Here is a 25,077-nt window from a genome sequence, read left to right as displayed (position 1 = left end):
GCAGCGGCTCAGAAGTCCTCACGGGCGGTGCGGCGGCCGCGCCACAGGAGCACCGCCGCGACCAGCAGGACCCCGCCGGCGCCGCCCGCGAGGGGGGCGGCCCAGTCGGCGGTGTCGTCGCCGGAGGCGTCGGTGTCCGGTCCGCTGCCGAAGTACTTCGCACCGTGGGACGCCGGCTGGAGGCCCTCGGGCTCGATCCGGCCGGCGGCCTCGATGGCGGCGGCCGGGTCGATGAAGCCGAAGCCTCGGGAGTCGTCGCGCCCGCCCGACGGGGCGTTGCGGGCGGTGTCCTCCAGGAGCGACTTGATCTGGGCCGGGGCGAGGCCGGGGTGGGCGGCCTTGACCAGGGCGGCGGCGCCGGAGACGAAGGCGGCGGCGGCACTGGTGCCCCAGCCCTCGTAGTACTTGTGGTCGGGATCGGCGATGACGACGTCGACGCCGGGGGCGCTGACGGTGGCATACCAGCGGCGGGTGGAGAAGGAGGCGCGGGTGCCGGCCCGGTCGACGGCCGTGGCGGCTATGACGCCGGGGTAGGCGGCCGGGTAGGAGATGTGGTCGCCCTTCTCGCCGCCGTTGCCGGCGGACGCGACGACGACCACGCCCTTCTTCAGGGCGTACTGGACGGCCTGGTCCTCGCTGGGTTCGGGATGCGCCGAGGCGGAGTCGTCGCCGAGGGAGAGGTTGATGACGTCGGCGCCGTGGTCGGCGGCCCAGCGGATGCCCTCGGCGAGGGCGTTGCCGCGAGTGGAGCGGGCCTTGGCGCGGGAGGAGTCGCCGTCCTCGAGGATCACGCGGATGGGGAGGATCTTCGCCTCGGGGGCGATGCCGAGGACGCCGTCGGCGTTGCCGGGGCCGTGTCCGTGGCCCGCGATGATGCCGGCCATGGCGGTGCCGTGCCGGGCCCAGGCGCGGTCACCGGGTTCGGCTCCGAAGCCGACCAGGTCCTTGCCGGGCAGGACGTTGCCGGCCAGGTCGGGGTGCTCGGCCTCGACGCCGGTGTCCAGGACTGCGACGGTGACGCCCTCGCCCTTCGTGGTCTGCCAGGCCTGCTCGGTGTGCATGGCGTCCAGGGCCCACTGCTGGGCGCGGATGCCGTCGGCGTGCGCGGTGGCGGCGGGGAGGAGGACGAGGCCGGCGGTGAGCAGGGCGCCGAGGGCGGCGGCCCTCCGGGACGGCCTGCGCGGGCGTTTTCCGGCGGGGGTGTGCGCGGCGTTCACGACGGCTGCTCCGAGGCCGAGCGGACGTTTCTGCGGAAGTCGCGTTCGACGCGGTCGGCCAGGCCCTGCGCCTCGTTGCCGAGGCCGGCCTGGGCGACGGCGGTGGTGGCATCGGCCTCCACGGCGTCCCCGGCGGGCTGGGGGTCGTCGACGGTGCGGCCGTCGGCCCAGCCGGAGACGGCGTAGACGACGACCGGGGCCTCGGTGAGCACCGAGACGGTCCAGGAGGCGCGCTGCGGGGCGCCGAAGCCGGCGGCCGGTGTGCCCTTCGCGGCGTACGGCAGGGGCATCAGGTCGCTGCGGCGGTCCAGGCGTTCCTTGCGGAAACGGTTCGCGAGGGCGGTCATGCCGGGGGCGTCGGCCGTGGTGAAGAGCAGGCCGACGGTGGTCACGTAGCTCTCGGTGGCGTCGGTGTAGGTGGCGCGCAGGAGGCGTTCGCAGCCGACGGGGGCGAGGGCCTTGCGCAGCAGCGGGTCGAACGCGTCCTTGCAGTCGCTGTCGGGGGCGACGGCGATGCGGGTCCAGGTGCGGTCGGCTCCGCCGGGGCCGGCACCCCGGCCCTGCACGGTGGGCGGGAACAGCTGGTCGACCGGGACGCTGTGCCAGAGGCTTCCGGCGGCGGCGAAGGTGCTGGGCGCGCCCTCGTCCCCGGAGCCGCCGACGAGCCAGCTGCCGGTGACCGCTCCCGAGATGAGGCCCAGGCCGAGCACGAGGCAGACGGCTGCCGCGGCGGCCTGCGACGCCCCGCGGCGGCCGAGCGGCCGGGGCCGGGCGTCGCCGTCGTAGCCCTCGGGCTCACCGAACGACACCAGGGGGCGTGTGGCGCTCCAGGAGAGTGCGGGGTCGGGCGTGACGGGGGCGGCGGGGGCCGACGGCCGGTGTGCGGGACGCGGCGGTGGGGCGGGACGAGTGGTCGTCGTCCCTTGTACGGAGGAGCGGCCGAAGGGTGCGGCGGGCTCGTCCGGCACCGGGTCCGCGGGCACCGGGCGCAGGCGTGCGGTCGTCTCGGACGCGTGCTCGCCGGGTGCGCCGGTACGGCGGGGCGCGGGCAGCCGGAACGGACGGCCGGCCGTCTCCGCCGCCGCCCCGGCCGAAGCGTCCGGACGACCGGGCGCGGGGAGGCGGAAGGGCCTGCCGGAGGTCTCCGACAAGATCCCGTCCGACGCGTCCGAACGACCCGCGCGTCCGGCGCCGGACGCGGTGGTCGGCTCAGGACGCGTTGCCCGGGCGGCGCCGGGCGCCGTGTCCGGCCGCGGGCGCGTCACGCGGTCGGCGCGGGCCGCTGCGTCCGGCCCCGGAGGGGCCACGCGTCCGACACCGGACACGGTGGCCGCCTCAGGACGCGTCGCACGACCGACGCCGGGCGCCGCATCCCACCCGGGAGAGGCCACGCGTCCAACACCGGACACGGTGGCCGCCTCAGGACGCGTCGCACGACCGACGCCGGGCGGACTGGTCACCTCGCGGCGGGCGCCGGGCGCCGCGTCCGGCTCAGGGCCGCTCCGGCGGCCGACGGTGGGCGGCGTGTCCGGGAAGCGGGTGGAAGCTCGGGGCGGGGGCGGTGCCGGGGACTCGGAGCGTCGGGGTGCGGTGGGCTCGGAGTGCCGGGGCGCAGGGGAATCGGGCCGCCGGGGTGCGGTGGGCTCGGAGTGCCGGGTCACAGGGGAATCGGGCCGCCGGGGCGCGGCGGGCTCGGAGTGCCGGGGCGTAGGGGACTCGGGCCGCCGGGGCGCGGTGGCGTCGAGGTTCGTGGCGTCGAGGCTCGGGAAGCGGGGGCGGCCGTTCGGGCGGTCGGAGGACTGCGCGCCGTCCGTCCCGGCTGGGGTGGCTGCAGGTCCCGTCGCGGGGCCGGAGGCTGTGCCCGGGGTGTCCCGCTGGTCCGTCGCCGGGTCCTCCGGCGGGGCCGGGGGGTGTGACGGGCGGGGCGGAGTGGTGGGGCGCGGGGGGAAGGAGGCACGTTGCGCTTCCGTGCTCATGCACCCCCCGTTTCCTCATGCCCGGGCCGCTCGTCCGGCGCGGGCCGGTGTCGTCCCGCCCGAGGCCCGGCACCGAACCGTCCGGGCACACATACCCGTACGGAAGGGGCGTCATCCCGGCGCGGATCCCCGGCCGGCGTCTCCCGCCGTACGTGCGCGTCACTCTACGGCTTGTCCCTGGGCGAACGGGAACCAGTCCACGACGCCGGGGCATCTGCCCGGAACATCCCCCTACCCAGCGGTAATCCAGTCTGGCAGGCTGCGTTCATGACTGCGCGCGCCGCCGACCGGGCCCGTTACGACCGGGCCACCGCCCATCTCGACGCCCCTCTCGCGATCGTGGACCTGGAGGCTTTCGACGCCAACGCCGCCGATCTGGTCCGCCGCGCCGGGGGCAAGCCGATCCGCGTGGCCAGCAAGTCCGTGCGCTGCCGGACACTGCTGGAACGCGTCCTGGCCCGGGAGGGCTTCGCGGGGATCATGTCGTTCACGCTCGCCGAGTCGCTGTGGCTGGCCCGGTCGGGGTTCGACGACGTGCTGCTCGCCTACCCGTCCGCCGACCGTGCGGCCTACGCCGAACTCGCCGGTGATCCCAAGCTCGCCGCCGCCGTGACCGTCATGGTCGACGACGTCGCCCAGCTGGATCTGATCGACGCCTCCCGCGGTGGCGGGCGTGAAGTGGTGCGGGTGTGCCTGGAGTTGGACACCTCCCTGAAGCTGCTCGGCGGGCGGGTGCGGGTCGGGGCCCGGCGTTCACCGCTGCACTCCCCCGCCCAGGTCGCCGACGTGGCACGGGCCGTGGCCCGGCGGCCCGGCTTCGAGGTCGTGGGGATCATGGCGTACGAGGGGCATGTCGCCGGGGTCGGGGACTCGCTCGCCGGGCGTCCGCTGCGGTCCCGTGCGATCCGGCTGATGCAGGCCGCCGCCAAGCGTGAACTCGCCGAGCGGCGTGCGGAAGTGGTGCGCGCGGTACGGGCCGTCGTGCCGGGCCTGGAGTTCGTCAACGGCGGCGGCACCGGCTCGGTGCAGCACACGGCGGCCGAGGACGCGGTGACCGAGATCGCCGCCGGGTCGGGGCTGTACGTGCCGCGCCTGTTCGACAACTACACCTCGTTCAGCGGCCGTCCGGCGGCCCTCTTCGCCATGCCCGTGGTGCGGCGGCCGGGGGTGGGGGTCGTGACGGTCCTCGGCGGCGGGTACCCCGCCTCGGGTGCGGCCGGGGCGGACCGGTCGCCCGTGCCGTATCTGCCGGAGGGGCTGCGCTACGACCCGCAGGAGGGGGCCGGTGAAGTGCAGACGCCGTTGCTGGGCTCGCCCGCCGACGATCTGCTGATCGGGGACAAGGTGTGGTTCCGGCACGCGAAGGCCGGTGAGCTGTGCGAGCGGTTCGAGGCGCTGCACCTGGTCGAGGGCGACACGGTGACGGCGACCGTGCCCACCTATCGCGGCGAGGGCCACACGTTCCTCTAGGCGGTGTGTGGCGTCAGTCCGTCGGGCCGATGCTGCTGCCGACGCCGCCGCCGGTGTCCGCGTCGCCGAAGGGGCGGATGCCCTTGGTGAGGCGGTCCATGTCGGCGAGCGGCGGTCCGTCCTCGCCCGCGTCGAAGACGTAGCGGACGAGGACCGGCGCCTCGGTGCCGACGCTGGAGGGGAAGACGAGCGACTGGACGTAGCCGCCGGGTCCCTTGGCGGTCTTCACGCGCCAGCGCACCAGGTACCCGGCGCGGCCCGCCACCGCGACCGGCCCGGACTTGACGACCTGGTGCGACGTCATGCCGCCGTGGAGCTCGCGGCCGAGGCTGTCGCGGTCGTAGGCCTCGTCGGCCGCCTCGGAGATGTCGGCCTTGGCGAGGGCCTCGGGGGACTTCTCGTCGTTCTCGGTCACCGTGCGGGAGAAGACCATGCCGTGGCGGCACAGGCCCACGCCCCCGGGGCAGTCGTAGGTGCCGTCGGTCGTCATGACGACGTCGTCCTGGGCGACGTGCTGCGGGCGCTCCCAGCCGTCGAGCAGCGGGAACGTGACGCCGTTGAGCTGGTCCTCGACGACCGCGGGGTCGTCGGCGGACGGCTCGGAGGTCGACGCCTCGGGGGCCGGCTCCGGCGCCCCGGGCGTATGGGCGGGGGTGGTGGTCGGAGCCGTCCTGGTCTCGGTGCCGCCGCCGGAGCCCCCGCCCAGGACGACGGCTCCGGTGACGATCGCCGCGACCAGGACGACGCCCGTGGCGGTCAGGGCGACCGTCCTCGCGCGGCCGCCGCCGCCCGGCGGCGGGGCGGCGGGGGCCTCGGGCGCGTGGCGGTGCTCGGTCCAGGCCGTGCCGTCCCACCAGCGCTGCAGGTGCGGGGCGTGCGGGTCGGGATACCAGCCGGGCGGGGGCGTCATGCTCATCCCGGCACTGTAGGGCGCGCGGCGGGCCCGCCGGACACCGGCTTACAGGGGTGTGACGTACGCCCCCGCGATCCCGCCGTCGACCAGGAAGTCGGTGGCGTTCACGAACGAGGAGTCGTCGCTGGCCAGGAAGGCCACGGCGGCGGCGATCTCCTCGGCCTCGGCGAACCGGCCCAGCGGGATGTGCACCAGGCGGCGCGCGGCCCGCTCCGGGTCCTTGGCGAACAGTTCCTGGAGCAGGGGGGTGTTGACCGGGCCGGGGCACAGGGCGTTCACGCGGATGCCCTCGCGGGCGAACTGCACGCCCAGTTCGCGGGACATGGCGAGGACGCCGCCCTTGGAGGCGGTGTAGGAGATCTGTGACGTGGCCGCGCCCATCCTGGCCACGAACGAGGCCGTGTTGATGATGGAGCCCCGGCCCTGGCGCCGCATGTAGGGGATGGCGGCCTTGCAGCACAGGTAGACGGAGGTGAGGTTGACCTCCTGGACGCGCTTCCAGGCCTCCAGGCCGGTCTCCAGGATGGAGTCGTCGTCGGGCGGGGAGATGCCGGCGTTGTTGAAGGCGATGTCGACGCTGCCGTAGGTGTCGTGGGCGGTCTTGAAGAGGGCCTCGACCTGCTCGGGGTCGGTCACGTCGACCTTCACGAAGGTGCCTCCGACCTCCTCGGCGGCCGCCTTGCCGCGGGCCTCGTCGACGTCGCCGCAGACGACGTACGCGCCCTCGGAGGCGAGGCGGCGGACGGCGGCGAGGCCGATGCCGCTGCCGGCTCCGGTGACGACGGCGGTACGGCCGACCAGGCGGCGGCAGATGTTCTCCTGGGCAGTCACTGTGCGGGGCCCTCCGTGCTGATGAAGACGTTCTTGGTTTCGGTGAAGGCGGCCAGGGCGTCTGGGCCGAGTTCGCGGCCGACGCCGGACTGCTTGTAGCCGCCGAACGGGGTCCAGTAGCGGACGCTGGCATGGGAGTTGACGGACAGGTTGCCGGCGCGGACGGCCTGGGAGACGCGCAGGGCGCGGCCGACGTCGCGGGTCCAGATGGAGCCGGAGAGGCCGTAGGGGGTGCCGTTGGCGAGGCGGATCGCGTCCTGCTCGTCGGTGAACGGCAGCAGGACGGCGACGGGGCCGAAGATCTCCTCGCAGGCGGCCGCCGAGTCGGGGCTCTCGCCGGTGAGGACGGTGGGCGGGAACCAGAAGCCCGGGCCCTCGGGTGCGCTGCCGCGCAGGGCCGGGGCGCCGTCCGGTACGAAGCCGCGGACCCGGTCGAGCTGCTGCCGGGAGATCAGCGGGCCCATCTGGGTCTTCTCGTCGGCCGGGTCGCCCACCACCACGGCGGCCAGCGCCTCGGCGAGCAGCTCGCGGACCTCGTCGTAGACGGATTCCTGGACGAGGACGCGGGTGCGGGCGCAGCAGTCCTGGCCGGAGTTGTCGAGGAAGGAGAAGGGGTCGACGGCGGTCTTGAGGTCGGCATCGGCGAAGACGATGTTGGGGCTCTTGCCGCCGAGTTCGAGCGTGACGGGCTTGACCTGCTCGGCGCCGAGGGCCGCGACGCGTGTCCCGGTGCGGGTGGAGCCGGTGAAGACGATCTTGGCGACTCCGGGGTGCCGGACCAGGGCGTCGCCCGTGATGTCACCACGTCCCGGCAGGACTTGGAAGAGGTGCTCGGGGAGCCCGGCCTCCAGGGCGAGTTCGGCGAGGCGCAGGGCGGTGAGGGGGGTCGTCTCGGCGGGCTTGAGGAGGACGGCGTTGCCTGCCGCGAGGGCGGGGGCGGTGCCCCAGGCGGCGATCGGCAGGGGGAAGTTCCAGGGCGCGATCACGCCGACGACGCCGAGCGGTTCGAGGATGGTGACGTTCAGGCCGCCGGGCACCGGGATCTGCCGGCCGGTGAGCCGCTCCACTCCCCCGGCCGCGTAGTCCAGCAGGTCGCGGACGTTGCCGGCCTCCCAGCGGGCGTTGCCGATGAGGTGGCCGGCCTCCCGGACCTCCAGGCGGGCCAGTTCCTCCAGGTGATCGTCGACGGTGGCCGCGAAGCGGCGCAGCAGCCGGGCGCGGTCCCCGGGCGCGAGGGCGGCCCAGATGCGCTGTGCCCTGGCGGCGTGGGTGACGGCCGCGTCGACGTCGGCCGGACTCGCCCCGGCGACGGCGGCGACGACCTCCTCGGTCGCGGGGTTCAGTACTTCCAGAAGGTGCTCGGAAGACACGAAGGACCTCACATGCGTTCGAAGGAGCGGCGCAGCTCCCAGTCGGTCACCGCGGCGTCGAAGGCGTCCAGTTCGACGCGCGCCATGTTGCGGTAGTGCGCGACGACCTCGTCGCCGAAGGCGGCCCGGGCGACGGTGCTGTTCTCCCAGAGCTCGGCGGCCTCGCGCAGGGTGGTGGGGACGTGGTCGAGGTCGGCGGCGTAGGCGTTGCCGGGGCAGGGTTCGGGCAGCTCCAGTTTCTGCTCGATGCCGTGCAGTCCGGCCGCGACCAGTCCGGCGACGGCCAGGTAGGGGTTGACGTCGCCGCCGGGCAGGCGGTTCTCGAAGCGCAGCGAGCGGCCGTGGCCGACGACCCTGAGCGCGCAGGTGCGGTTGTCCTGGCCCCAGGCGACGGCGGTCGGGGCGAAGGAGCCGGGCTGGAACCGCTTGTAGGAGTTGATGTTGGGGGCGTAGAGGAGGGAGAAGTCGCGCAGCGCGGCGAGCTGGCCGGCGAGGAAGTGGCGCATGACCTCGGACATGCCGCCTTCGCCGTCCCCGGCCATGGCGTTGGTGCCGTCGGCGTCGGCGAGCGAGAGGTGGATGTGGCAGGAGTTGCCCTCGCGCTCGTTGTACTTGGCCATGAAGGTGATCGACATGCCCTCCTGGGCGGCGATCTCCTTGGCGCCGGTCTTGTACACGGAGTGCTGGTCGCAGGTGACCAGGGCCTCGTCGTAGCGGAAGGCGATCTCGTGCTGGCCGGGGTTGCACTCGCCCTTGGCGGACTCGACGGTGAGGCCGGCGCCGGCCATCTCGTTGCGGATCCGGCGCAGCAGCGGCTCGATGCGGCCGGTGCCGAGGACCGAGTAGTCGATGTTGTACTGGTTGGCCGGGGTCAGGCCCTTGTAGCCCGCGTCCCAGGCCTGTTCGTAGGTGTCCTTGAAGACGATGAACTCCAGCTCGGTGCCGACCTGGGCGGTGTAGCCGAGCTCGGCCAGGCGCTCCAGCTGGCGGCGCAGGATCTGGCGGGGGGCGGCGACGACCGGGGAGCCGTCGCTCCAGGCGAGGTCGGCGTGGAGCATGGCCGTGCCCGCGTTCCAGGGGACGCGGCGCAGGGTGGTGAGGTCGGGGTGCATGGCGAAGTCGCCGTAGCCGCGGTCCCAGGAGGACATGGCGTAGCCGTCGACGGTGTTCATCTCGGTGTCGACGGCGAGCAGGTAGTTGCAGCCCTCGGTGCCGTGCTGGAGGACCTCGTCGAGGAAGAAGCGTGCGGCGAACCGCTTGCCCTGGAGCCGCCCTTGCATGTCGGGGAAGGCCAGGACGACAGTGTCGATCTCACCGCCGGCGACGAGGGTGTGCAGCTCCTCGACGCTCAGCGGGGGTGTGCGGTCTGCCACGGGAAGGCCTCCTAGGCTCCTTGGATCCGCTGCCTTGGATCCGCCGGGAGCCATAAGGTATTGCCGAGAACCATTGCTTGGGAAGGGGGTACGGCCACATGTCGGAGGAAGCTGGGGGCGGCGAGGTGCGGGACGGGCTGACGCCGGTGCTGCGGCCGGTGCGCGCGGGCAACGGCTTCGAGGAGGCACTGGAGCAGATCCTCCAGGTCGTCCGGCTGGGTCTGGTGCCGGGGGGAGAGCGGCTGCCGGCCGAGCGGGAGCTGGCGGAGCGGCTGGGGATCAGCCGGGTGACGCTGCGCGAGGTGCTGAAGGTGCTCCAGGACCAGGGGCTCGTCGAGTCGCGGCGCGGCCGCTACGGCGGGACGTTCGTGCTGCCGCGCGCCGAAGCGGTCGGCGAGGACGAGCTGCGGCGCCGGGTGGCGGAGGTCGACATAGAGGACGTGCTGCGGTTCCGGGAGGTGCTGGAGGTGGGCGCGGCCGGGCTGTGCGCGGCGCACGGGCTGGAGGAGAAGCAGGCGGACCGGCTGCGCGAGGCCCTGGCACGCACGCACGACGCGCCGCTCGCCGAGTACCGCCGCCTGGACACGCTGCTGCACCTCACGATCGCCGAGCTGTCCGGCTCCCCCTCACTCACCGCCCAGTACGCGGCCGTCCGCGCGACCGTCAACGACCTGCTCGACTGCATCCCGCTGCTGGTGCGCAACCTGGAGCACTCGCAGCGGCAGCACACCGCCCTGGTGGAGGCGGTGATCGAGGGCGACGCCGATCAGGCGCGGGAGATCATGCGCGAGCACTGCGGGGGCACGGCGGCGCTGCTGCGGGGGTTCCTCGGCTGAGCCGGGCGGTGTTTCGGGGCGGTGTCTCAGCGCGGTGAGGATTTACGGGCGATTCACGCACGGGTCTTGCCATCCCCCCGGCGGGCCGCAAAGGTATGGCTCCATTCCATTGAGTCTCAGCCTGCTCGCCCCCGTGACCGCCGCCGCCCCGTCGGGAGTCTGCTCATGTCCCAGGAACCCACTCTCACACCCGCCGCCCCGGAGGGCGACGACTATCTGGAACGCAGAGCGCTGCGCCGTGGCAGCGCCGGCTGGGTGCTGCTGACCGGCCTCGGCGTCGCCTACGTCGTCTCCGGCGACTACTCGGGCTGGAACTTCGGCTTGGCCGAGGGCGGCTTCGGAGGCCTCGCGATCGCCATGGTGCTCATGGGCGCGATGTACGCGTGCATGGTCTTCGCCCTCGCCGAGCTGTCCTCGATCCTGCCCACCGCGGGCGGCGGCTACGGCTTCGCCCGGCGGGCGCTCGGCCCCTGGGGCGGCTTCCTGACCGGCACGGCGATCCTCATCGAGTACGTCCTTGCGCCCGCCGCCATCGTCATCTTCATCGGCGACTACGTCGAGTCGCTGGGTCTGTTCGGCCTGGAGTCCGGCTGGCCGATGTACCTGGTCTGCTTCGCGATCTTCCTCGGCATCCACCTGTGGGGCGTCGGCGAGGCGCTGCGCTTCAGCTTCGTGGTCACCGGCATCGCCGTGGTCGCGCTGATCGTGTTCGCGCTGGCGGCGCTGCCCGACTTCTCCTTGGCGTCGCTGGACGACATCCCGGTCGACACCTCCGCCGCGGGCTCGAACTCCTGGCTGCCGTTCGGCCTGCTCGGCATCTGGGCGGCGTTCCCCTTCGGCATGTGGTTCTTCCTCGGCGTCGAGGGCGTGCCGCTGGCCGCGGAGGAGACCAAGGACCCGGCCCGTACGCTGCCGAAGGCGATCCGCTGGTCGATGGGCATCCTGGTGGTGCTGGCGGTGATCACGTTCTTCGCGGCGGCCGGGGCACGCGGTTCCGCCGCGATCCAGGAGGCGGGCAACCCGCTGGTCGAGGCGCTCCAGCCGAACGGCAAGGCGACGACCCTGAGCCGGATCGTGAACTACGCGGGCCTCGCCGGCCTCGTGGCGTCGTTCTTCTCCCTGATCTACGCGGGCTCGCGCCAGCTGTTCGCCCTGTCCCGCGCGGGCTACCTGCCCCGCTTCCTGTCCCTCACCAGCCGTCGCAAGGCGCCCTACCTGGGCCTGCTGGTGCCCGGCACGATCGGCTTCCTGCTGGCGGCGATCTCGGGCAACGGCGCGCGGATGCTGAACATCGCCGTCTTCGGCGCGACCATCTCTTACGCGTTGATGTCCCTGTCGCACATCGTGCTGCGCCGCAGGGAGCCCGAGCTGGAGCGGCCGTACCGCACGCCGGGCGGCGTCCTGACGTCCTCGGTCGCCCTGGTGCTGGCCTGCGCGGCGCTGGTCGCCACGTTCCTGGTGGACGTGACGGCGGCGCTGATCGCCCTCGCGGTGTACGTCGTGGCGCTCGGGTACTTCGGCCTCTACAGCCGCAAGCGGCTGGTGGCGAAGGCGCCGGAGGAGGAGTTCGCGGCGCTGGCGGCGGCCGAGGCAGAGTTGGCAAGGGACTGAGTGGTTCGACCGTGAGGGAGTTGTCGTGGGCAGGCCGTTGATCGGGGTCAGCACCTACCTGGAGTCCGGTGCGCGCTGGGGGGTGTGGGAGCTGGAGGCCGCCCTCTTGCCGGTCGGCTACCCCCGGCTGGTGCAGCGGGCCGGCGGCCTGGCCGCGATGCTGCCGCCGGACGACACCCGGTACGCCGCGGAGGCCGTGGCCCGGCTGGACGGGCTGGTCATCGCGGGCGGGCCGGATGTCGACCCGGTGCGCTACGGGGCGGAACGCGAGCCGCGGACGGGGCCGCCGGCGCCGGAGCGGGACGCGTGGGAGCTGGCCCTGATCGAGGCGGCGCTGGCGGCCCGGGTGCCGCTGCTGGGGATCTGCCGGGGCATGCAGTTGCTGAACGTCGCTCTCGGGGGGACGCTCGTGCAGCACATCGACGGGCACGCCGAGGTGGTGGGCGTCTTCGGCGGGCATGCCGTCAAGCCGGTGCCGGGGAGTCTGTACGCCGGTGTCGTCCCGGAGGAGACGTTCGTACCGACGTATCACCACCAGGCCGTGGACCGCCTGGGCGAGGGCCTGATCCCCTCGGCGTACGCGGCGGACGGCACGGTGGAGGCGGTGGAACTGCCCTCCGCCGACTGGGTCCTGGGGGTGCAGTGGCATCCGGAGATGGGCGAGGACGTGCGGGTGACGAGGGCACTGGTGGAGGCGGCGGCCAAGGCCTGACCGGCTCCACGGCGGCGAGAACCTACCCCCGCGTCAGCGACAGCAGGTCCCGTGCCGGACCCGTGGGGCGATGCCCCGTCGGCCATACCGCCCTCAGATCCCGTGCCAGGGCCACGCCCTCCACCGGCACCGACACCAGCCGCCGCATCGCCAGCTCCTCCCCCACCGCCAGCTCGCTCAGCACCGCCGGCCCCGCCCCGCTCACCACCGCCGCCTTCACCGCCGTCGTCGAGGACAGCTCGATCAGCGGCCGGGCCAGCCCGCCGAGCGCCGCGTCCAGCACCTGCCGCGTCCCCGACCCCTTCTCGCGGAGGATCAAAGGCGTCGACGCCAGTTCCTCCGCCGCCAGCGACCGCCGCCGCCGGGCCCACGCATGCCCCGGCGCGGTCACCACGATCAGCCGGTCGTGGGCGATGACCGCCGAGTCGAGGCCGGCCGGTACCGACAGCCCCTCCACGAACCCCAGATCCGCCTCGTCCGACAGCAGCCGCTCCGCCACCACCGTCGAATTCCCCGCGTGCAGCGACACCGCCGTGTCGGGCCGCTGCGCGCGCAGCGCGAGGAGCCAGCCCGGCAGCAGATACTCGGCGATGGTCATGCTCGCGGCGACCCGCAGCCGGGAGTCGCGCCGGTCGCGCAGCGCCTGCGCCCCCACGTCGAACGCCTCCGCCGCCTCCACGATCCGCCGCGCCCAGTCCGTCACCAGCGCCCCGGCGTCCGTCAGCCGGGACCCGCGGGGCGAGCGGTCGACCAGTGCCACGCCGAGCTGTCGCTCCATCGACCGGATCCGGCTGCTCGCCGCGGGCTGGGTGATGCCGAGCTCCCGCGCCGCGCCACCGAGACTGCCCAGTCGCGCCACCGCCAGCAGCAGCTCCAGCGCGCCCAGATCCGGCACCCGGTGCGCCACGGAGCCGGTGACCGCCGGCCCGGTCTGCTCATCCGCGTTGCTCATAAACCCAGCTTATGCCGCCATAGAGGCATGATCCCTGGTGGTGCGCCTGCCCCGGCCCCACCGTGGAGTCATGGTCACCGCAGCCCAGCCCCGCCCCTATGCGCTCTCCGTCCGCCATCTCGGACCCAACTGGTACGCCACGGTCATGGGCACCGCCGTCGTCGCCACCGCCGGGAGTGCCCTCGCACCACACGTCCCGGGGCTGCGCGACGTGCTCACGGCGGTCTGGGCGCTGTCGCTCGCGCTGCTCGTGACCCTGCTCGGCGCGCGGGCCGTGCACTGGAGCCGGCACCGGGACCAGGCCCGCTCCCACCTCCTCGACCCGGCGGCGGCGCCCTTCTACGGCTGCCTCGCCATGGCCCTGCTGGCCGTGGGCGGCGGTGCCCTCACCGTCGGCCGGGACTGGATCGGGCTGCGGGCGGCCGTGGCACTCGACGCGGTGCTGTTCACCGCCGGCACGGTTGTCGGGCTCGCGGCGGCGGTCGTGGTTCCGTATCTGATGGCCGTACGGCATCGGGTGGAGCCGGGGCAGGCCACGCCCGTCTGGCTGCTGCCGCTCGTCGCGCCGATGGTGTCGGCCGCCGTCGGGCCGCTGCTGGTGCCGCATCTGCCGCCCGGTCAGGCCCGGGAGACGCTGCTGCTCGGCTGCTTCGCACTGTTCGGGCTCAGCCTGCTCGCGACCCTGGTCATGCTGCCGCTGGTCTTCGCCCGGTCGCTCACCGGCGGACCGCTGCCCCTCGCCCTCACCCCGACGCTGTTCCTGGTGCTCGGGCCGCTCGGGCAGTCCACCACCGCCGTCGGCGCCTTCGCCGACGTGGCGCCCGGGGTCGTACCGACGCCGTACAGCGAGGGTTTCACCGCCCTCGCCGTGCTCTACGGCGTGCCCGTGCTGGGGTTCGCACTGCTCTGGTTCTGCCTGGCCACCGCCCATGTCGTCCGCGCACGGCGGCACGGCATGCGATTCTCGATGACCTGGTGGTCGTTCACGTTCCCGGTCGGTACCTGTGTCACGGGCGCCGAGGCGCTGGCCCGGCACACCGGGCTCGTCGTCTACGCGGGTCCGGCGGTCCTGCTCTACGCGGTGCTGGTCGCGGCGTGGGGCACGGCCGTCGTGGGCACCGTGCGCGGGCTGCTCAGGGGCGAACTGCTCGCAGCGCCCCGCCCAGCACCCGTGGCGCCTCGGCCAGTGACGGCCCGTACCACGTCAGGTGCCGTCCGCTGACGAGCGCGCAGGGCACGCCGGGGAAGGCCTCGGGGCCGTCGTCGGCGGTGAAGCGGTACGGCTCGTCCGGCAGGACCACCGCGTCCGGTGCCGAGGCGCGCAGTTCGTCGAGCGGGACGCGCGGGTAGCGGTCGGGGTGCGTCGCGTACACGTGGTCGACGCCGAGGCGGGCGAGGACGTCGCCGGCGAAGGTGTCGCGGCCCAGGACCATCCACGGCCGGCGCCAGACCGGCACGACCGCGGTGAGCCGGGTCCCGGGCTCCGGCAGGGACGACCAGACCTGCTCCGCCTCGCCGAGCCAGCGCGGCCGGGCCGTCACGCCGCAGGCGTCCAGTACCCGGGCCAGTTCCCGGAAGGCCTGCGGCACGTCGCGGATCTCCGTCACGAGGACCTCGGCGCCCCCGGCACGCAGGGCCGCGAGGTCGGGTGCGCGGTTCTCCTCCTCGTTGGCGATCACCAGGTCGGGCGCGAGGGAGAGGATCCGGCCGGTCTCGGGGTTCTTGGTGCCGCCGACGCGTACGACGTCCAGGCCCGGGGGATGCGTGCACCAGTCGGTGGCGCCGACGAGGGCTCCGGGCGCGGAGCGGGCCACGGCCTCGGTCAGCGAGGGGACCAGCGAGACGACCCTCACCGGCGAGGCCGGTCCCGGACCGCCTCGATGTGCTCCGCCACGGCGACGACGACCACGCGGGTGTCCGACTCGGCCGCCCGCCAGCGGTGCCGTACGCCACCGGTCAGGTACAGCGTGTCGCCGCGGCCCAGGCGGTAGGCGCGGCCCTCCGCCTCGATCTCCACCGCGCCGTCGGCGACGTACATCAACTGGTCGTTGCGGTACTGGAATTCACGGCCCGCGTCATGGTCGCCGGTGAACTCGGAGGCATGCATCTGGTGGTGGCCGCGGACCAGGGAGCGGGTCCGGGGCTGAGGCTGGGGCTCGGTGCCGTCGGCGCGGACGACGTCCACGCTGCACGCCGGGTCGGCGGCGGCGAGGAGCTCCACGGCGGTGGTGCGCAGGGCGTCGGCGACCTTCTCCAGGGAGCTGGTGCTGGGCCGCGCCCTGTCGTTCTCGATCTGGCTCAGGAACGGGACGGACAGGCCGCTGCGCGCGGCCACGACGGCAAGGGTGAGCTCGAGCGCGCGGCGCCGCCGGCGCACGGCCGCGCCCACCCGAAGGGGTTGCTCTTTGTGGTCGCCCATCGCTCCGGTTCCCTCCTTCGCCCGATCCGCTCCCCGTGCGGCGGTGTCCCGGCGCACTGCTCCTGTTGAGTTGTCTGCACCCTACGCACGTCCGGCAAACCGTTTCATGCGCCCGTCACATCGACGTCGTACGGGACGGTGCACGGCCTCACACTTCGCGCCAGGGGGTCCGCCCCGAAGGGGGTGGGGCAGGTGATCCTCCCGTGGGAGGAACAGGCGGGAAGAGGGGGTTCTGGGGGTCGCGTAGCGCTCTGTGGTTGTCCGGATCCCGCTCGTGGAACCGGGGGCGGGGTGGGGCGCGGCGTGTCGCGCGTCCCACCCCGGAACCCTACTGCGGTGTCATGCGCTGCACCATGTCCGGGTGCTGCTCGAGCCACTCGGCCACGGCCTCTTCCTCATGGCCCTGACCGCGGTCCTTGATCGCGCTCTCCAGCGTGCCGAGCTCGTCCTCGCTCATCTTGAAGTTCTTGATCCACTTCGTGAGCTGCGGGTACTCCTCGGGGAACTTCTCGTTGGAGATGGTGCGGATCGTGTTGCCCTCGCCGAAGGCCTTCTCGGGGTCCTTCAGCTTGGTCAGCTTGTAGTCGCTGTACGCCCAGTGCGGCGACCAGAGGGTGACGGCGATCGGCTCCTTCTTGGCGTACGCGCGCTTGAGCTCGGCCAGCATCGCGGGCGTGGAGCCGTCGACGACCTCGTACTCCTCGTCCAGGCCGTAGCCGGGCAGGACCTCGTTCTTCAGCAGGTCCATCTCGCCGGTGCCCGGCTCGATGCCGATGATCTTCCCCTTGAAGGTGGAGGACTTGCCCTTGAGGTCCTCCAGGGAGTCCACGCCCTTCACGTAGGACGGTACGGCGAGCTCCAGGGAGGTCGGTTCGTACCAGGTGCCGAGGTCCTTGAGCCGGTCCTTGTTCTTGTCCCAGTAGTTCTTCTGGGCGTAGGGCAGCCAGGCGTCGAAGTTGAGGTCGAGATCGCCCGAGGCCAGACCGGTGTAGACCGGGCCGACGTCCATCTGCTTCAGGTTCAGCTTGTAGCCGCGCCGCTCCAGGACGTTCTTCCAGAGGTAGGTGACGGCGATGTCCTCGTCCCAGGGGAACCAGGCGACGTCCAGGGGCTGCTCGGCCTCGGCGGGCGTACCGCCCCCGGCGTTCTTCACCGGGGCCATCTTGTCGACCACTCCGGGGTTCTGCTTCAGCCAGGCGCGGACGGCGTCCTGCTGGTTGCCCTTGCCCGCCTTGTTGATCTCGGCTTCGAGGCTGGTGAGCTGCTGCTCGCTCATGCCGAAGTTCTTCAGCCAGGTGGCGACCGTGGGGTCGTCGTCGGCGAAGCCCTTGCGGGACAGGGTGTGCACGCCGTCGCCCTCGCCCCAGGCGCCCTTCGGGTCCTTGAGCTTCTTGAGGTCGTAGTCGTTGTACGCCCAGTGCGGCGACCAGAGCGTGGTGACGATCGGCTTCTTCTGGGCGTAGGCGCGCTTCAGCTCGGCCAGCATCGCCGGCGTGGAGCTGTCGACGACCTCGTACTCCTTGTCGAGGCCGTATTCCTTGAGGACCTTGCTCTTGAGCAGGGCCATCTCGCCGGCGCTGGACTCGATGCCGGTGATCTTGCCGCCGAACTCGGAGGCCTTGCCCTTGAGGTCCGCCAGGGAGTCGATGCCCTTCATGTAGGCGGGCACGGTGAGCTCCAGGGACGTCTTGTCGTACCAGGCGCCGAGGTCGTCGAGCTGCTTGCCGTACTTCTTCCAGTACTGGGCGTGGGTGGTGGGCAGCCAGGCGTCCGTCTGGAAGTCGATGTCGCCCTGTGCGAGGGAGGTGTACAGCGGACCCGCGTCGAACTGCTTGGCCTCGACCTCGTAGCCGCGCTGCTCCAGGACCTCCTTCCACAGGAAGGTGGAGGCGACGCCCTCGTCCCAGGGGATGTAGCCGATGGTGATCTTCTTGCCCTGGCCGACGTTCTTGCCGTCCGCCACGGCCTCGGTGCCGGTGCCGCCGCCGAAGGCGCCCATGCCGCCCGCGGTGAGCGCGAGGACGACGACGCCGATCATGGCGACGGCCGGTCGGGGCCGGTACGACCAGATCTTCAGCCCCTGGGCGGCGCGCAGCTTGGCGGCGGCGCGGCGGCCGAGCGGGGAGACCTGGGTGCCCAGGGCGCTGGTCATGCGGTCCAGATAGATCGCGAGGATCACGATCGCCACACCGGCCTCGGAGCCGAGGCCCACGTTGAGCTGACCGATGGCCTCGTTGACGTCGCCGCCGAGGCCGCCGGTGCCGACCATGCCGGCGATCGCGGCCATGGACAGGCCGAGCATGATGACCTGGTTGATGCCGGCCATGACGGTGGGCAGGGCCAGCGGGAGCTGGACGCGCAGCAGCGTGTTGCGGGGCGAGGTGCCGAACGCCTCGGCCGCCTCGACCAGTTCCTTGTCGACCTGCCGGATGCCCAGCTCGGTCATGCGCACGCCCGGGGCGAGCGCGAAGATCAGGGTGGCGACGATGCCCGCGGGGGCGCCGGTGCCGAAGAACAGGATCGCCGGGATGAGGTAGATCATCGCGGGCAGCGTCTGCATGAAGTCCAGCACGGGCCGGACCAGACCGCTGACGCGGTCCGAGCGGGCCGCCCAGATGCCCACGGGTATGGAGATCACCAGCGCGATGACGGTCGCCACCAGGACGAGCGCCAGGGTGATCATCGCGTTCTCCCACAGTTCGAGGGAGTCGATGAACGCGAATCCGGCGAAGGTGAGGACACCGGCGAGGGTGCCGCGCAGCCAGAAGGCGATCACGGCGAAGATGCCGGCGAGGAGCAGCGGTTCGGGGGCCTGGAGGACGGCGTTGATGCCGTCGTAGAGGCCGAGGAAGACGGTCTTGCAGAAGTCGAACAGCCACGCCATGTGGGTGGTGAGCCAGTCGACCGCGTCGTTGACCCAGCTGCCGAGCTGAATCCTAGGCACGGGCGGTCACCTTCTCTCCGCCCTTGTCCCGCGGGGAGTCGCAGGGCTCCGGGCTGGCGTCCTGCTCGTCGCCGAGGAAGCCGACCAGGCGCTGCCGGGGGACGACGCCGATCTGCTTGTTGTCCTTGTCCACGACCGAGACGGGGTGGGTGAGCCGGGCGCTGATGGCGCACAGCTCCGTGAAGGGGGTGTCGGCCGTCGCGGTCTCGCAGTGGCAGCCGGGGTCGTCGGCGGTGACCGAGGTGTCCATGAGTTCGCTCGCGGTCAGGACGCGGGAGCGGTCGACGTCCTGGGTGAAGGAGGCGACGTAGTCGTTCTCCGGCCGCAGCAGGATGTCCTGGGCGGTGCCGATCTGGACGATGCGGCCGTCGCGCATGACGGCGATGCGGTCGCCCAGGCGCATGGCCTCGTTCAGATCGTGGGTGATGAAGACGATCGTCTTCTTGAGCTTCTGCTGGAGTTCCAGCAGCTGGTCCTGCATGTCACGGCGGATCAGCGGGTCCAGGGCGCTGAAGGACTCGTCCATCAGCAGCAGGTCGGCGTCGGTGGCGAGCGCGCGGGCGAGACCGACGCGCTGCTGCATGCCGCCGGACAGCTCGTCGGGCCAGGACTTCTCCCAGCCGGCCAGGCCGCACAGGGCGAGCGCCTCGTCGGCGCGGCGTGCGCGCTCGGCGCGGGGCACGCCCTGCACTTCCAGACCGTAGGCGGCGTTCTCGCGCACGCTGCGGTGCGGGAAGAGCGCGAAGTGCTGGAACACCATGCTGATCTTCTTGGAGCGGACCTCGCGCAGTTCGCGGGCGCCGAGCGTGGTCAGGTCCTGGCCGTCGAAGCGCACATGCCCGGCGGTCGGCTCGAGCAGGCCGTTCAGCATGCGCAGCAGGGTGGACTTGCCGGAGCCGGACAGGCCCATGACGACGAATATCTGGCCGGGCTCCACGGTGAAGGACGCGTCGATCACGGCGGCGGTCGTGCCCTCGGCGCGCAGTTCCTCTCGGTCGGCTCCGCCACGGAGCCGCTCGACCGCTCGGTCCGGTCTTCTGCCGAACACTTTGTAGAGGCTCTCAGCCTCGAGCGTTGCTGACACGTGCACCTCTATTTCGACGGCAACAGAACAGAGCGAGGACAGGGCGCAAACAGTTGAAATACGCAACCAGCCTCGCTCCGGGCGGCGCCTCCCCCCGATCCCCTGCAGCAAACTCGAAAGTGAGACGCTTCACACCGAAACCGCAGCGCGCAACGCGTTGCGCTGCGGCGAGTCGCTGTCGGCGGCGTACGGCATGATGCGTGGCGTGACCGGACGACTGATGCTCCTCGACACCGCTTCCCTGTACTTCCGCGCCTACTTCGGCGTCCCGGACTCGGTCCGGGCCCCGGACGGCACGCCGGTGAACGCCGTGCGCGGACTGCTCGACTTCATCGACCGCCTGGTCAAGGATCACCGGCCGGACCTCCTGGTGGCCTGCATGGACGCCGACTGGCGGCCGCAGTGGCGGGTGGATCTGATCCCCTCCTACAAGGCGCACCGCGTCGCCGAGGAGCACGCGGTGGGCCCGGACGAGGAGGAGGTGCCCGACACGCTGTCCCCGCAGGTGCCGGTCATCGAGGCGGTGCTGGACGCGGTGGGCATCGCCCGCGTGGGCGTGGCCGGCTACGAGGCGGACGACGTGATCGGCACGTTCACCGCCGGGGCGAAAGGCCCGGTCGACATCGTCACGGGCGACCGTGACCTGTACCAGCTGGTGGACGACGCACGCGGGGTGCGCGTGCTGTACCCGCTGAAGGGTGTGGGCACGCTGCAGCACACCGATGAGGCGGTGCTGCGTGAGAAGTATGGGGTGGACGGCAGGGGGTACGCGGATCTGGCCCTGCTGCGCGGCGACCCGAGCGACGGCCTGCCGGGCGTGCCGGGCATCGGTGAGAAGACAGCCGCCAAGCTGCTGGCCGAGTTCGGCGACCTGGCCGGGATCATGGCGGCGATCGAGGACCGGGGGTCGAAGCTGACGCCGACCCAGCGCAGGCGACTGGACGAGGCGCGTCCCTATCTCGCGGTCGCGCCGAAGGTGGTCCGCGTCGCGGACGACGTACCCCTGCCCGACGTGTCCACGGCGCTGCCCCGCACGCCGCGCGACCCGGCGGCCCTCCAGGCGCTGGCGGCCCGCTGGGGACTGGGCGGGTCCCTGGAACGACTGATGGCGACGCTCTCGGCGTGATCTCTCGCCACAAGAGGTGTGAAGTGGGGGCAGGGTGCTAACTTAGGTTACCCTAACTATGTGAGACAGGGAGGTCCTCATGGCAGAGCGACCGGGACGCCAGCCGCGCAGGCTCCACTCCGCGCAGGTCGTGCGCACCGAGCGGCTGACCCCGCACATGCAGCGCGTGGTGCTCGGCGGCGAGGGCCTCGCCGACTTCGCGGCGGGCGCGTGCACCGACCACTACGTGAAGCTGCTGTTCCCGCCCGCGGGTGTCACCTATCCGGAACCCTTCGACCTGCAACGCGTCAGGGACGAGCTGCCGCGCGAACAGTGGCCGGTGACCCGGACCTACACGGTCCGTCAGTGGGACGCCGAGCACCGCGAGCTGACGCTGGACTTCGTCATCCACGGTGACGAGGGCCTGGCGGGCCCGTGGGCCATGCGTGTCCGGCCGGGCGAGACCGTGCGCTTCATGGGACCCGGCGGGGCCTACGCACCCGACCAGAGCGCCGACTGGCATCTGCTCGTCGGTGACGAGAGCGCGCTGCCCGCGATCGCCTGCGCCCTGGAGGCGTTGCCCCGCGGGGCCAGGGCGTACGCCTTCGTGGAGGTCTCCGGCCCCGAGGAGGAGCAGAAGATCGACTCGGACGTGGAGGTCGTCTGGCTGCGCCGCGGCGCCCGGCCGCTGGGCGAGGCGCTGGTCGAGGCCGTACGGAACCTGGACTTCCCCGAGGGCCGTGTGCACGCCTTCGTCCACGGCGAGGCGCACTTCGTCAAGCAGCTGCGCCATCTGCTGCGCGTCGAGCGCCATGTCGCGCGCGATGACCTCTCGATCTCCGGCTACTGGCGGCGCGGCCACGACGAGGACGGCTGGCAGGCATCCAAGCGCGAGTGGAACGCCCGGATCGAGGCGGAGCAGGAGAACGTGTCCGCGGCCTGACGGCTCACCGGCGCGCCGCGGTACCGGCTCAGTCCCCCCGTATCCGCGCGTGCAGATGCATGGCGTGCCATCCGTCCGGCTGCAGGACCGCACTGCGCTTGGTGCCTTCCAGGGCGAAACCGGTCCTGGAGGCGACGCGGCAGGACGCCTCGTTGCGCACGGCGTGCAGGAGCTCCAGGCGGTGGAAGCCGATCTCGTCGAACGCCCAGTGGGTCAGCGCGGTCGTGGCGCGGACGGCGACGCCCCGGCCCCGTGCCTGCGGGGCGGTCCAGTACGCCACCTCCGCCGTCCCGTCGTCGAGCCGTAGCTCGCGCAGCGCCACCCGGCCCAGCAGCTCTGCGGACTCCGCGTCGGCCACGGCCCAGTGCGCCTCCCGCTTCCCCACCCACGCCTGGTGCCAGGCGTGGATCCACTCAGCGGTCTCCGCCACGGAGTCCGCCGACCGGGCGTGCCACTGGTGCATCACGGGGTCCTGGAAGACCTCGTACACCGCGGGCGCGTCCGCCGCCCGCCAGGGGCGCAGCACGAGTCCGCCGTCGGCGGGGAGAGTCGGTTGCGGGCGGGCCGCGAGGGTCCCCGCGGTCAGGACCGGGCTGATGAGATACGGCATGCCCGCATCCTGGCAGGGGCCGGCCGGGCGGCCCCCGTCATTTTTCACCCCGGCCAGACCCGGGGTCTCCGCTTCGCGCACCGCGGGTTTCGACCCTGCGCACCGGGGGGGTACCGTCCTGCGCACCTCGGGATTCCGCCCCCGTACAGCCGCCTCGTACGCTGGGCCGCGATGAGACGCAAGACCCCCACCCCGCCCTCTCCCCTGCCGCAGCGCCACGGGGTGGACCCGGTGCGGGTGCGGCTGCCCGCCGAGGGGACGTGGGACACGGTGCGCGCGCATCTGGTCGAGCGGCTCTCGGGAGCGGGAGCCGGAGTCGTCGACGGCATGTTCGACGCGGGCCGGATCGTCGGGGCGGACGGACGGCCCGTGGCCGCGGACGCGCCCTTCGTGCCGGGGATGTACGTGTGGTTCCACCGGGACCTGCCCGACGAGGTGCCGGTGCCCTTCCCGGTGCGGGTCCTGCACCGGGACGAACACATCGTCGTCGCCGACAAACCGCACTTCCTCGCCACCACCCCGCGTGGCGGCCATGTCGCCGAGACCGCGCTGGCCCGGCTCCGCCGCGAGCTGGACCTCCCCCAACTCACCGCGGCGCACCGGCTGGACCGGCTCACCGCGGGACTCGTGCTGTTCACCGTGCGTCCCGAGGTGCGCGGGGCGTACCAGACGCTGTTCCGCGACCGCCGGATCCGCAAGGAGTACGAGGCCGTCGCTCCCTACGACCCCGCCCTCACCCTGCCCCGCACCGTCCGCAGCCGGATCGTGAAGGAGCGCGGGGTGCTCACCGCCCGGGAGGTTCCGGGCGAGCCCAACGCCGTGAGCCGTGTCGAGCCCGTCGAGCACCGCGAACGTCCGGGCGGGCCCGGCGGACTCGCCCGGTACCGGCTCGTGCCCGCCACCGGGCAGACGCACCAGCTGCGCGTCCACATGAGCGCGCTGGGTGTGCCGATCCTGGGCGACCCCCTCTACCCGGAGGTGACCGCCCCCGTGCCGGCCGGCGACTTCCGCCGCCCCCTCCAACTGCTGGCGCGGTCCCTGGAGTTCACCGACCCGGTCACGGGCGACGAGCACCGGTTCCGCAGCGGCCGGGTGCTCGCGGCCTGGGCGTCGTACGAGCGGTGGGCCGCCGGCGGGTACGACGGCCCGTCAGACGGTCAGTAGCCGCGCCACCAGCTCAGGAACCGCTGCCAGGCACCCCTGCGACGGGCCGGTTCCGCGACGGCGGGCTGCCCCGGCACCGGCACCGGCCGGGGCTGCACCGGATCCGGCTGCGGCTGCGCGGCGACCGGCTGGGGCTGCGCCGCGGCCGGCTGGGGCTGCGCCGCGGCCGGTGCGGCCTGTGGCTGCGCGATGCCGATCTGCCAGTCCGAGCGCTGCGCGGGGACCGGCTTGTGGTTGGGCACCTCCTGCACGTCCTGCGGCGGCTTGGGCGCGAACTGCACCGGCAGGTCCACCAGGTGCCGGGAGGCGATGGACGCCGTCCAGCGCAACTCCTCCTCGTCGCAGTCGAGCTCGACGTCCGGCAGTCGCATCAGCAGCGCGTCGACGCCCACGTCGGCGATGGAGCGGCCGATGTCCTGACCGGGGCACTCGTGCGGGCCGCCGCCGAAGGCGAGGTGGGAGCGGTTGCCCTGCATGCTGGCCTTCAGGTCCGGCCGTACCCGCGGGTCGACGTTGGCCGGGAGCGGCGCGAAGAGCAGCCCGTCGCCCCGGCGGATGCGCTGCCCGCCCAGTTCGGTCTCCTGCTTGGCGAAGTAGGCGAACACCGTGCTGAACGGCGGTTCGTTCCACAGGGACTGCTCCACCGCCTCCGGCACCGTCATCTGGCCGCCGTTGAGCTGGGCCCGGAAGCGCGGGTCGATCAGCACCGTGAGCAGCACGTTGGACAGCAGGTTGGTGGTGGCCTCGTAGGCGGCGAAGAGCACCAGGCGCAGGTGCTCCCGGACCTCGTCGTCGCTCAGCCGGGCCGGGTGCGTGATCAGGTAGCTGGCGAGGTCCTCCTCCGGCTGCGCGCGGCGGGTGGCCGTGAGCCGGCTCAGGGCCTCCATGACGTAGGAGTGGCTGGCGAGCGAGGTCTCGGTGCCCTTGAGCGCGTCGCGGGCGGCCTCGACGAGCCGGTCGTTGTACTCGTCGGGCATGCCGAGGATCTCGCACATCACCGCCATCGGCAGGTGCTCGGTGAACTGGCTGACCAGGTCGGCCTCGCCCGCCTCGCAGAACCGGTTGACGATCACCTGCGTACTGCGGTTGATATAGCGGCGCAGGCTGCGGAAGTCGATCGTGGAGATGGCGCCCATGACCGCGCCGCGCAGCCGCTTGTGCTCGTCGCCCTCGGCGTGCGAGGCGATGGGCTGCCAGGCGATGTGCGGCATCAGCGGGTGGTCGGGCTTGACGAGGCCCTCCCTGAGCGGGGTCCAGATCCGGCTGTCCCGGCAGTACTGCGAGGGCGAGCGCACCATGTGCAGGTTCTCGGCGTGGCCGAGGACGATCCACATCGGCACGTCGTCGTGGAGCAGCACGGGCGCCACGGGGCCGTGCTGCTCCCGCAGTTGCTCGTACAGCGCTCCGAGGTCCTCCGCCTCGTGCAGCCGGTGCAGTCCCCCGGGCCCGAGGCCGTGCGCCGGGCAGCCGGGGGGCGGGCCGGGCCGGAGGTCGTCGTCCGTACTGGTCGGGGCGTGGGATTCAGGCGTCACAGTGATCGCTCCGAA

At 72.9% G+C, this 25,077-nt stretch carries 21 protein-coding genes; 8 read left to right on the top strand and 13 right to left on the bottom strand.

Annotated features, from left to right (window positions below; all coding sequences use genetic code 11):
* Positions 1-8: 8 nt before the first annotated feature.
* Together mycP and BJ965_RS31365 are read right to left on the bottom strand one after the other, a co-directional pair.
* Complete coding sequence (gene mycP / locus BJ965_RS31370) at positions 9-1,217, bottom strand: type VII secretion-associated serine protease mycosin (RefSeq protein WP_376777953.1); 1,209 nt, start codon at positions 1,215-1,217, stop codon at positions 9-11.
* The gene (locus tag BJ965_RS31365; RefSeq protein ID WP_246546092.1) at positions 1,214-2,368 is read right to left on the bottom strand and encodes a hypothetical protein; all 1,155 of its coding nucleotides are present in this window, start codon (positions 2,366-2,368) and stop codon (positions 1,214-1,216) included. The genes mycP and BJ965_RS31365 overlap by 4 nt, the downstream gene beginning before the upstream one ends.
* 1,092 nt (positions 2,369-3,460) lie before the next feature.
* Here BJ965_RS31365 and BJ965_RS31360 point away from each other — a divergent pair.
* Positions 3,461-4,663: an amino acid deaminase/aldolase gene (locus tag BJ965_RS31360; RefSeq protein WP_184913369.1), complete on the top strand. Its 1,203-nt coding sequence runs from the start codon at positions 3,461-3,463 to the stop codon at positions 4,661-4,663.
* A 13-nt stretch (positions 4,664-4,676) separates the two neighbouring features.
* Here BJ965_RS31360 and BJ965_RS31355 read toward each other — a convergent pair whose 3' ends face one another.
* The 4 genes from BJ965_RS31355 to BJ965_RS31340 are packed head-to-tail and all read right to left on the bottom strand — an operon-like array spanning position 4,677 to position 9,150.
* The gene (locus BJ965_RS31355; RefSeq protein ID WP_184917717.1) at positions 4,677-5,573 is read right to left on the bottom strand and encodes a DUF2510 domain-containing protein; all 897 of its coding nucleotides are present in this window, start codon (positions 5,571-5,573) and stop codon (positions 4,677-4,679) included.
* Between the two features lie 48 nt (positions 5,574-5,621).
* On the bottom strand, positions 5,622-6,407 hold the full coding sequence (locus BJ965_RS31350; RefSeq protein ID WP_184913367.1) for a 3-oxoacyl-ACP reductase: 786 nt from the start codon (positions 6,405-6,407) through the stop codon (positions 5,622-5,624).
* A complete protein-coding gene (locus BJ965_RS31345; protein ID WP_184913364.1) occupies positions 6,404-7,777 on the bottom strand; it encodes an aldehyde dehydrogenase family protein in 1,374 nt (457 codons plus the stop codon). The genes BJ965_RS31350 and BJ965_RS31345 overlap by 4 nt, the downstream gene beginning before the upstream one ends.
* 8 nt (positions 7,778-7,785) lie before the next feature.
* Complete coding sequence (locus BJ965_RS31340; protein WP_184913362.1) at positions 7,786-9,150, bottom strand: glutamine synthetase family protein; 1,365 nt, start codon at positions 9,148-9,150, stop codon at positions 7,786-7,788.
* Positions 9,151-9,248: 98 nt separating this feature from the next.
* Here BJ965_RS31340 and BJ965_RS31335 point away from each other — a divergent pair, with 98 nt between their 5' ends.
* The 3 genes from BJ965_RS31335 to BJ965_RS31325 all read left to right on the top strand — a co-directional run bounded on the left by BJ965_RS31335 (position 9,249) and on the right by BJ965_RS31325 (position 12,309).
* Positions 9,249-9,986, top strand: coding sequence for a FadR/GntR family transcriptional regulator (locus BJ965_RS31335; protein ID WP_184913356.1), 738 nt, complete (start codon positions 9,249-9,251; stop codon positions 9,984-9,986).
* A 165-nt stretch (positions 9,987-10,151) separates the two neighbouring features.
* Positions 10,152-11,597: an ethanolamine permease gene (gene eat, locus BJ965_RS31330; RefSeq protein ID WP_184913354.1), complete on the top strand. Its 1,446-nt coding sequence runs from the start codon at positions 10,152-10,154 to the stop codon at positions 11,595-11,597.
* Positions 11,598-11,634: 37 nt separating this feature from the next.
* Positions 11,635-12,309 carry a gamma-glutamyl-gamma-aminobutyrate hydrolase family protein gene (locus tag BJ965_RS31325; RefSeq protein ID WP_184917714.1) on the top strand — a complete coding sequence of 225 codons (675 nt, stop codon included), beginning with the start codon at positions 11,635-11,637 and terminating at the stop codon, positions 12,307-12,309.
* A 22-nt stretch (positions 12,310-12,331) separates the two neighbouring features.
* On the opposite strand, the gene BJ965_RS31320 is transcribed toward BJ965_RS31325, so the two are convergent.
* Entirely contained in the window at positions 12,332-13,261 is a 930-nt protein-coding gene (locus BJ965_RS31320; protein WP_030848702.1) for a LysR family transcriptional regulator, read from the bottom strand.
* 70 nt (positions 13,262-13,331) lie between these two features.
* Here BJ965_RS31320 and BJ965_RS31315 point away from each other — a divergent pair, with 70 nt between their 5' ends.
* Positions 13,332-14,483, top strand: a complete 1,152-nt coding sequence (locus BJ965_RS31315; protein ID WP_184913352.1) for a TDT family transporter — start codon at positions 13,332-13,334, stop codon at positions 14,481-14,483.
* Here the strand turns inward: BJ965_RS31315 and BJ965_RS31310 are convergent.
* The 4 genes from BJ965_RS31310 to BJ965_RS31295 form a co-directional block, all read right to left on the bottom strand.
* A complete protein-coding gene (locus BJ965_RS31310; RefSeq protein WP_184913350.1) occupies positions 14,395-15,114 on the bottom strand; it encodes a helical backbone metal receptor in 720 nt (239 codons plus the stop codon). The two genes, BJ965_RS31315 and BJ965_RS31310, sit on opposite strands and share 89 nt — an antisense overlap.
* Positions 15,111-15,680, bottom strand: coding sequence for a helix-turn-helix domain-containing protein (locus BJ965_RS31305; RefSeq protein ID WP_030848692.1), 570 nt, complete (start codon positions 15,678-15,680; stop codon positions 15,111-15,113). The genes BJ965_RS31310 and BJ965_RS31305 overlap by 4 nt, the downstream gene beginning before the upstream one ends.
* Positions 15,681-16,008: 328 nt before the next feature.
* Positions 16,009-18,624: an ABC transporter permease/substrate binding protein gene (locus tag BJ965_RS31300; protein ID WP_184913348.1), complete on the bottom strand. Its 2,616-nt coding sequence runs from the start codon at positions 18,622-18,624 to the stop codon at positions 16,009-16,011.
* Positions 18,617-19,708, bottom strand: a complete 1,092-nt coding sequence (locus BJ965_RS31295; RefSeq protein WP_184913346.1) for a quaternary amine ABC transporter ATP-binding protein — start codon at positions 19,706-19,708, stop codon at positions 18,617-18,619. The genes BJ965_RS31300 and BJ965_RS31295 overlap by 8 nt, the downstream gene beginning before the upstream one ends.
* Positions 19,709-19,904: 196 nt before the next feature.
* On the opposite strand from BJ965_RS31295, the gene BJ965_RS31290 reads away from it, so the two are divergent.
* Both BJ965_RS31290 and BJ965_RS31285 read left to right on the top strand, forming a co-directional pair.
* Entirely contained in the window at positions 19,905-20,834 is a 930-nt protein-coding gene (locus BJ965_RS31290) for a 5'-3' exonuclease (protein ID WP_246548381.1), read from the top strand.
* 79 nt (positions 20,835-20,913) lie between these two features.
* Complete coding sequence (locus tag BJ965_RS31285; protein WP_184913342.1) at positions 20,914-21,756, top strand: siderophore-interacting protein; 843 nt, start codon at positions 20,914-20,916, stop codon at positions 21,754-21,756.
* Between the two features lie 28 nt (positions 21,757-21,784).
* On the opposite strand, the gene BJ965_RS31280 is transcribed toward BJ965_RS31285, so the two are convergent.
* A complete protein-coding gene (locus BJ965_RS31280) occupies positions 21,785-22,366 on the bottom strand; it encodes a GNAT family N-acetyltransferase (RefSeq protein ID WP_184913340.1) in 582 nt (193 codons plus the stop codon).
* A gap of 171 nt (positions 22,367-22,537) precedes the next feature.
* On the opposite strand from BJ965_RS31280, the gene BJ965_RS31275 reads away from it, so the two are divergent.
* Entirely contained in the window at positions 22,538-23,530 is a 993-nt protein-coding gene (locus BJ965_RS31275; protein ID WP_184913338.1) for an RluA family pseudouridine synthase, read from the top strand.
* Here the strand turns inward: BJ965_RS31275 and BJ965_RS31270 are convergent.
* Positions 23,524-25,062 (bottom strand): cytochrome P450, encoded by a 1,539-nt coding sequence (locus BJ965_RS31270; RefSeq protein ID WP_184913336.1) that lies wholly within the window; start codon positions 25,060-25,062, stop codon positions 23,524-23,526. The genes BJ965_RS31275 and BJ965_RS31270 overlap by 7 nt on opposite strands.
* Between the last annotated feature and the right edge of the window lie 15 nt (positions 25,063-25,077).

Origin of the sequence: Streptomyces luteogriseus, assembly GCF_014205055.1 — a bacterium.
Taxonomy (GTDB): Bacteria; Actinomycetota; Actinomycetes; order Streptomycetales; family Streptomycetaceae; genus Streptomyces; species Streptomyces luteogriseus.
Note: the sequence above shows the minus strand (reverse complement) of the source record. Positions and strands in the feature narration are given on the sequence as shown.

Bases quoted from the DNA above. Each gene is read 5' to 3' on its own strand.
- BJ965_RS31360 (WP_184913369.1), top strand. From the start codon at position 3,461: ATGACTGCGCGCGCCGCCGACCGGGCCCGTTACGACCGGGCCACCGCC.
- BJ965_RS31355 (WP_184917717.1), bottom strand. From the start codon at position 5,573: ATGACGCCCCCGCCCGGCTGGTATCCCGACCCGCACGCCCCGCACCTG.
- BJ965_RS31335 (WP_184913356.1), top strand. From the start codon at position 9,249: ATGTCGGAGGAAGCTGGGGGCGGCGAGGTGCGGGACGGGCTGACGCCG.
- eat (WP_184913354.1), top strand. From the start codon at position 10,152: ATGTCCCAGGAACCCACTCTCACACCCGCCGCCCCGGAGGGCGACGAC.
- BJ965_RS31320 (WP_030848702.1), bottom strand. From the start codon at position 13,261: ATGAGCAACGCGGATGAGCAGACCGGGCCGGCGGTCACCGGCTCCGTG.
- BJ965_RS31315 (WP_184913352.1), top strand. From the start codon at position 13,332: ATGGTCACCGCAGCCCAGCCCCGCCCCTATGCGCTCTCCGTCCGCCAT.
- BJ965_RS31305 (WP_030848692.1), bottom strand. From the start codon at position 15,680: ATGGGCGACCACAAAGAGCAACCCCTTCGGGTGGGCGCGGCCGTGCGC.
- BJ965_RS31290 (WP_246548381.1), top strand. From the start codon at position 19,905: ATGCGTGGCGTGACCGGACGACTGATGCTCCTCGACACCGCTTCCCTG.
- BJ965_RS31285 (WP_184913342.1), top strand. From the start codon at position 20,914: ATGGCAGAGCGACCGGGACGCCAGCCGCGCAGGCTCCACTCCGCGCAG.
- BJ965_RS31280 (WP_184913340.1), bottom strand. From the start codon at position 22,366: ATGCCGTATCTCATCAGCCCGGTCCTGACCGCGGGGACCCTCGCGGCC.
- BJ965_RS31275 (WP_184913338.1), top strand. From the start codon at position 22,538: ATGAGACGCAAGACCCCCACCCCGCCCTCTCCCCTGCCGCAGCGCCAC.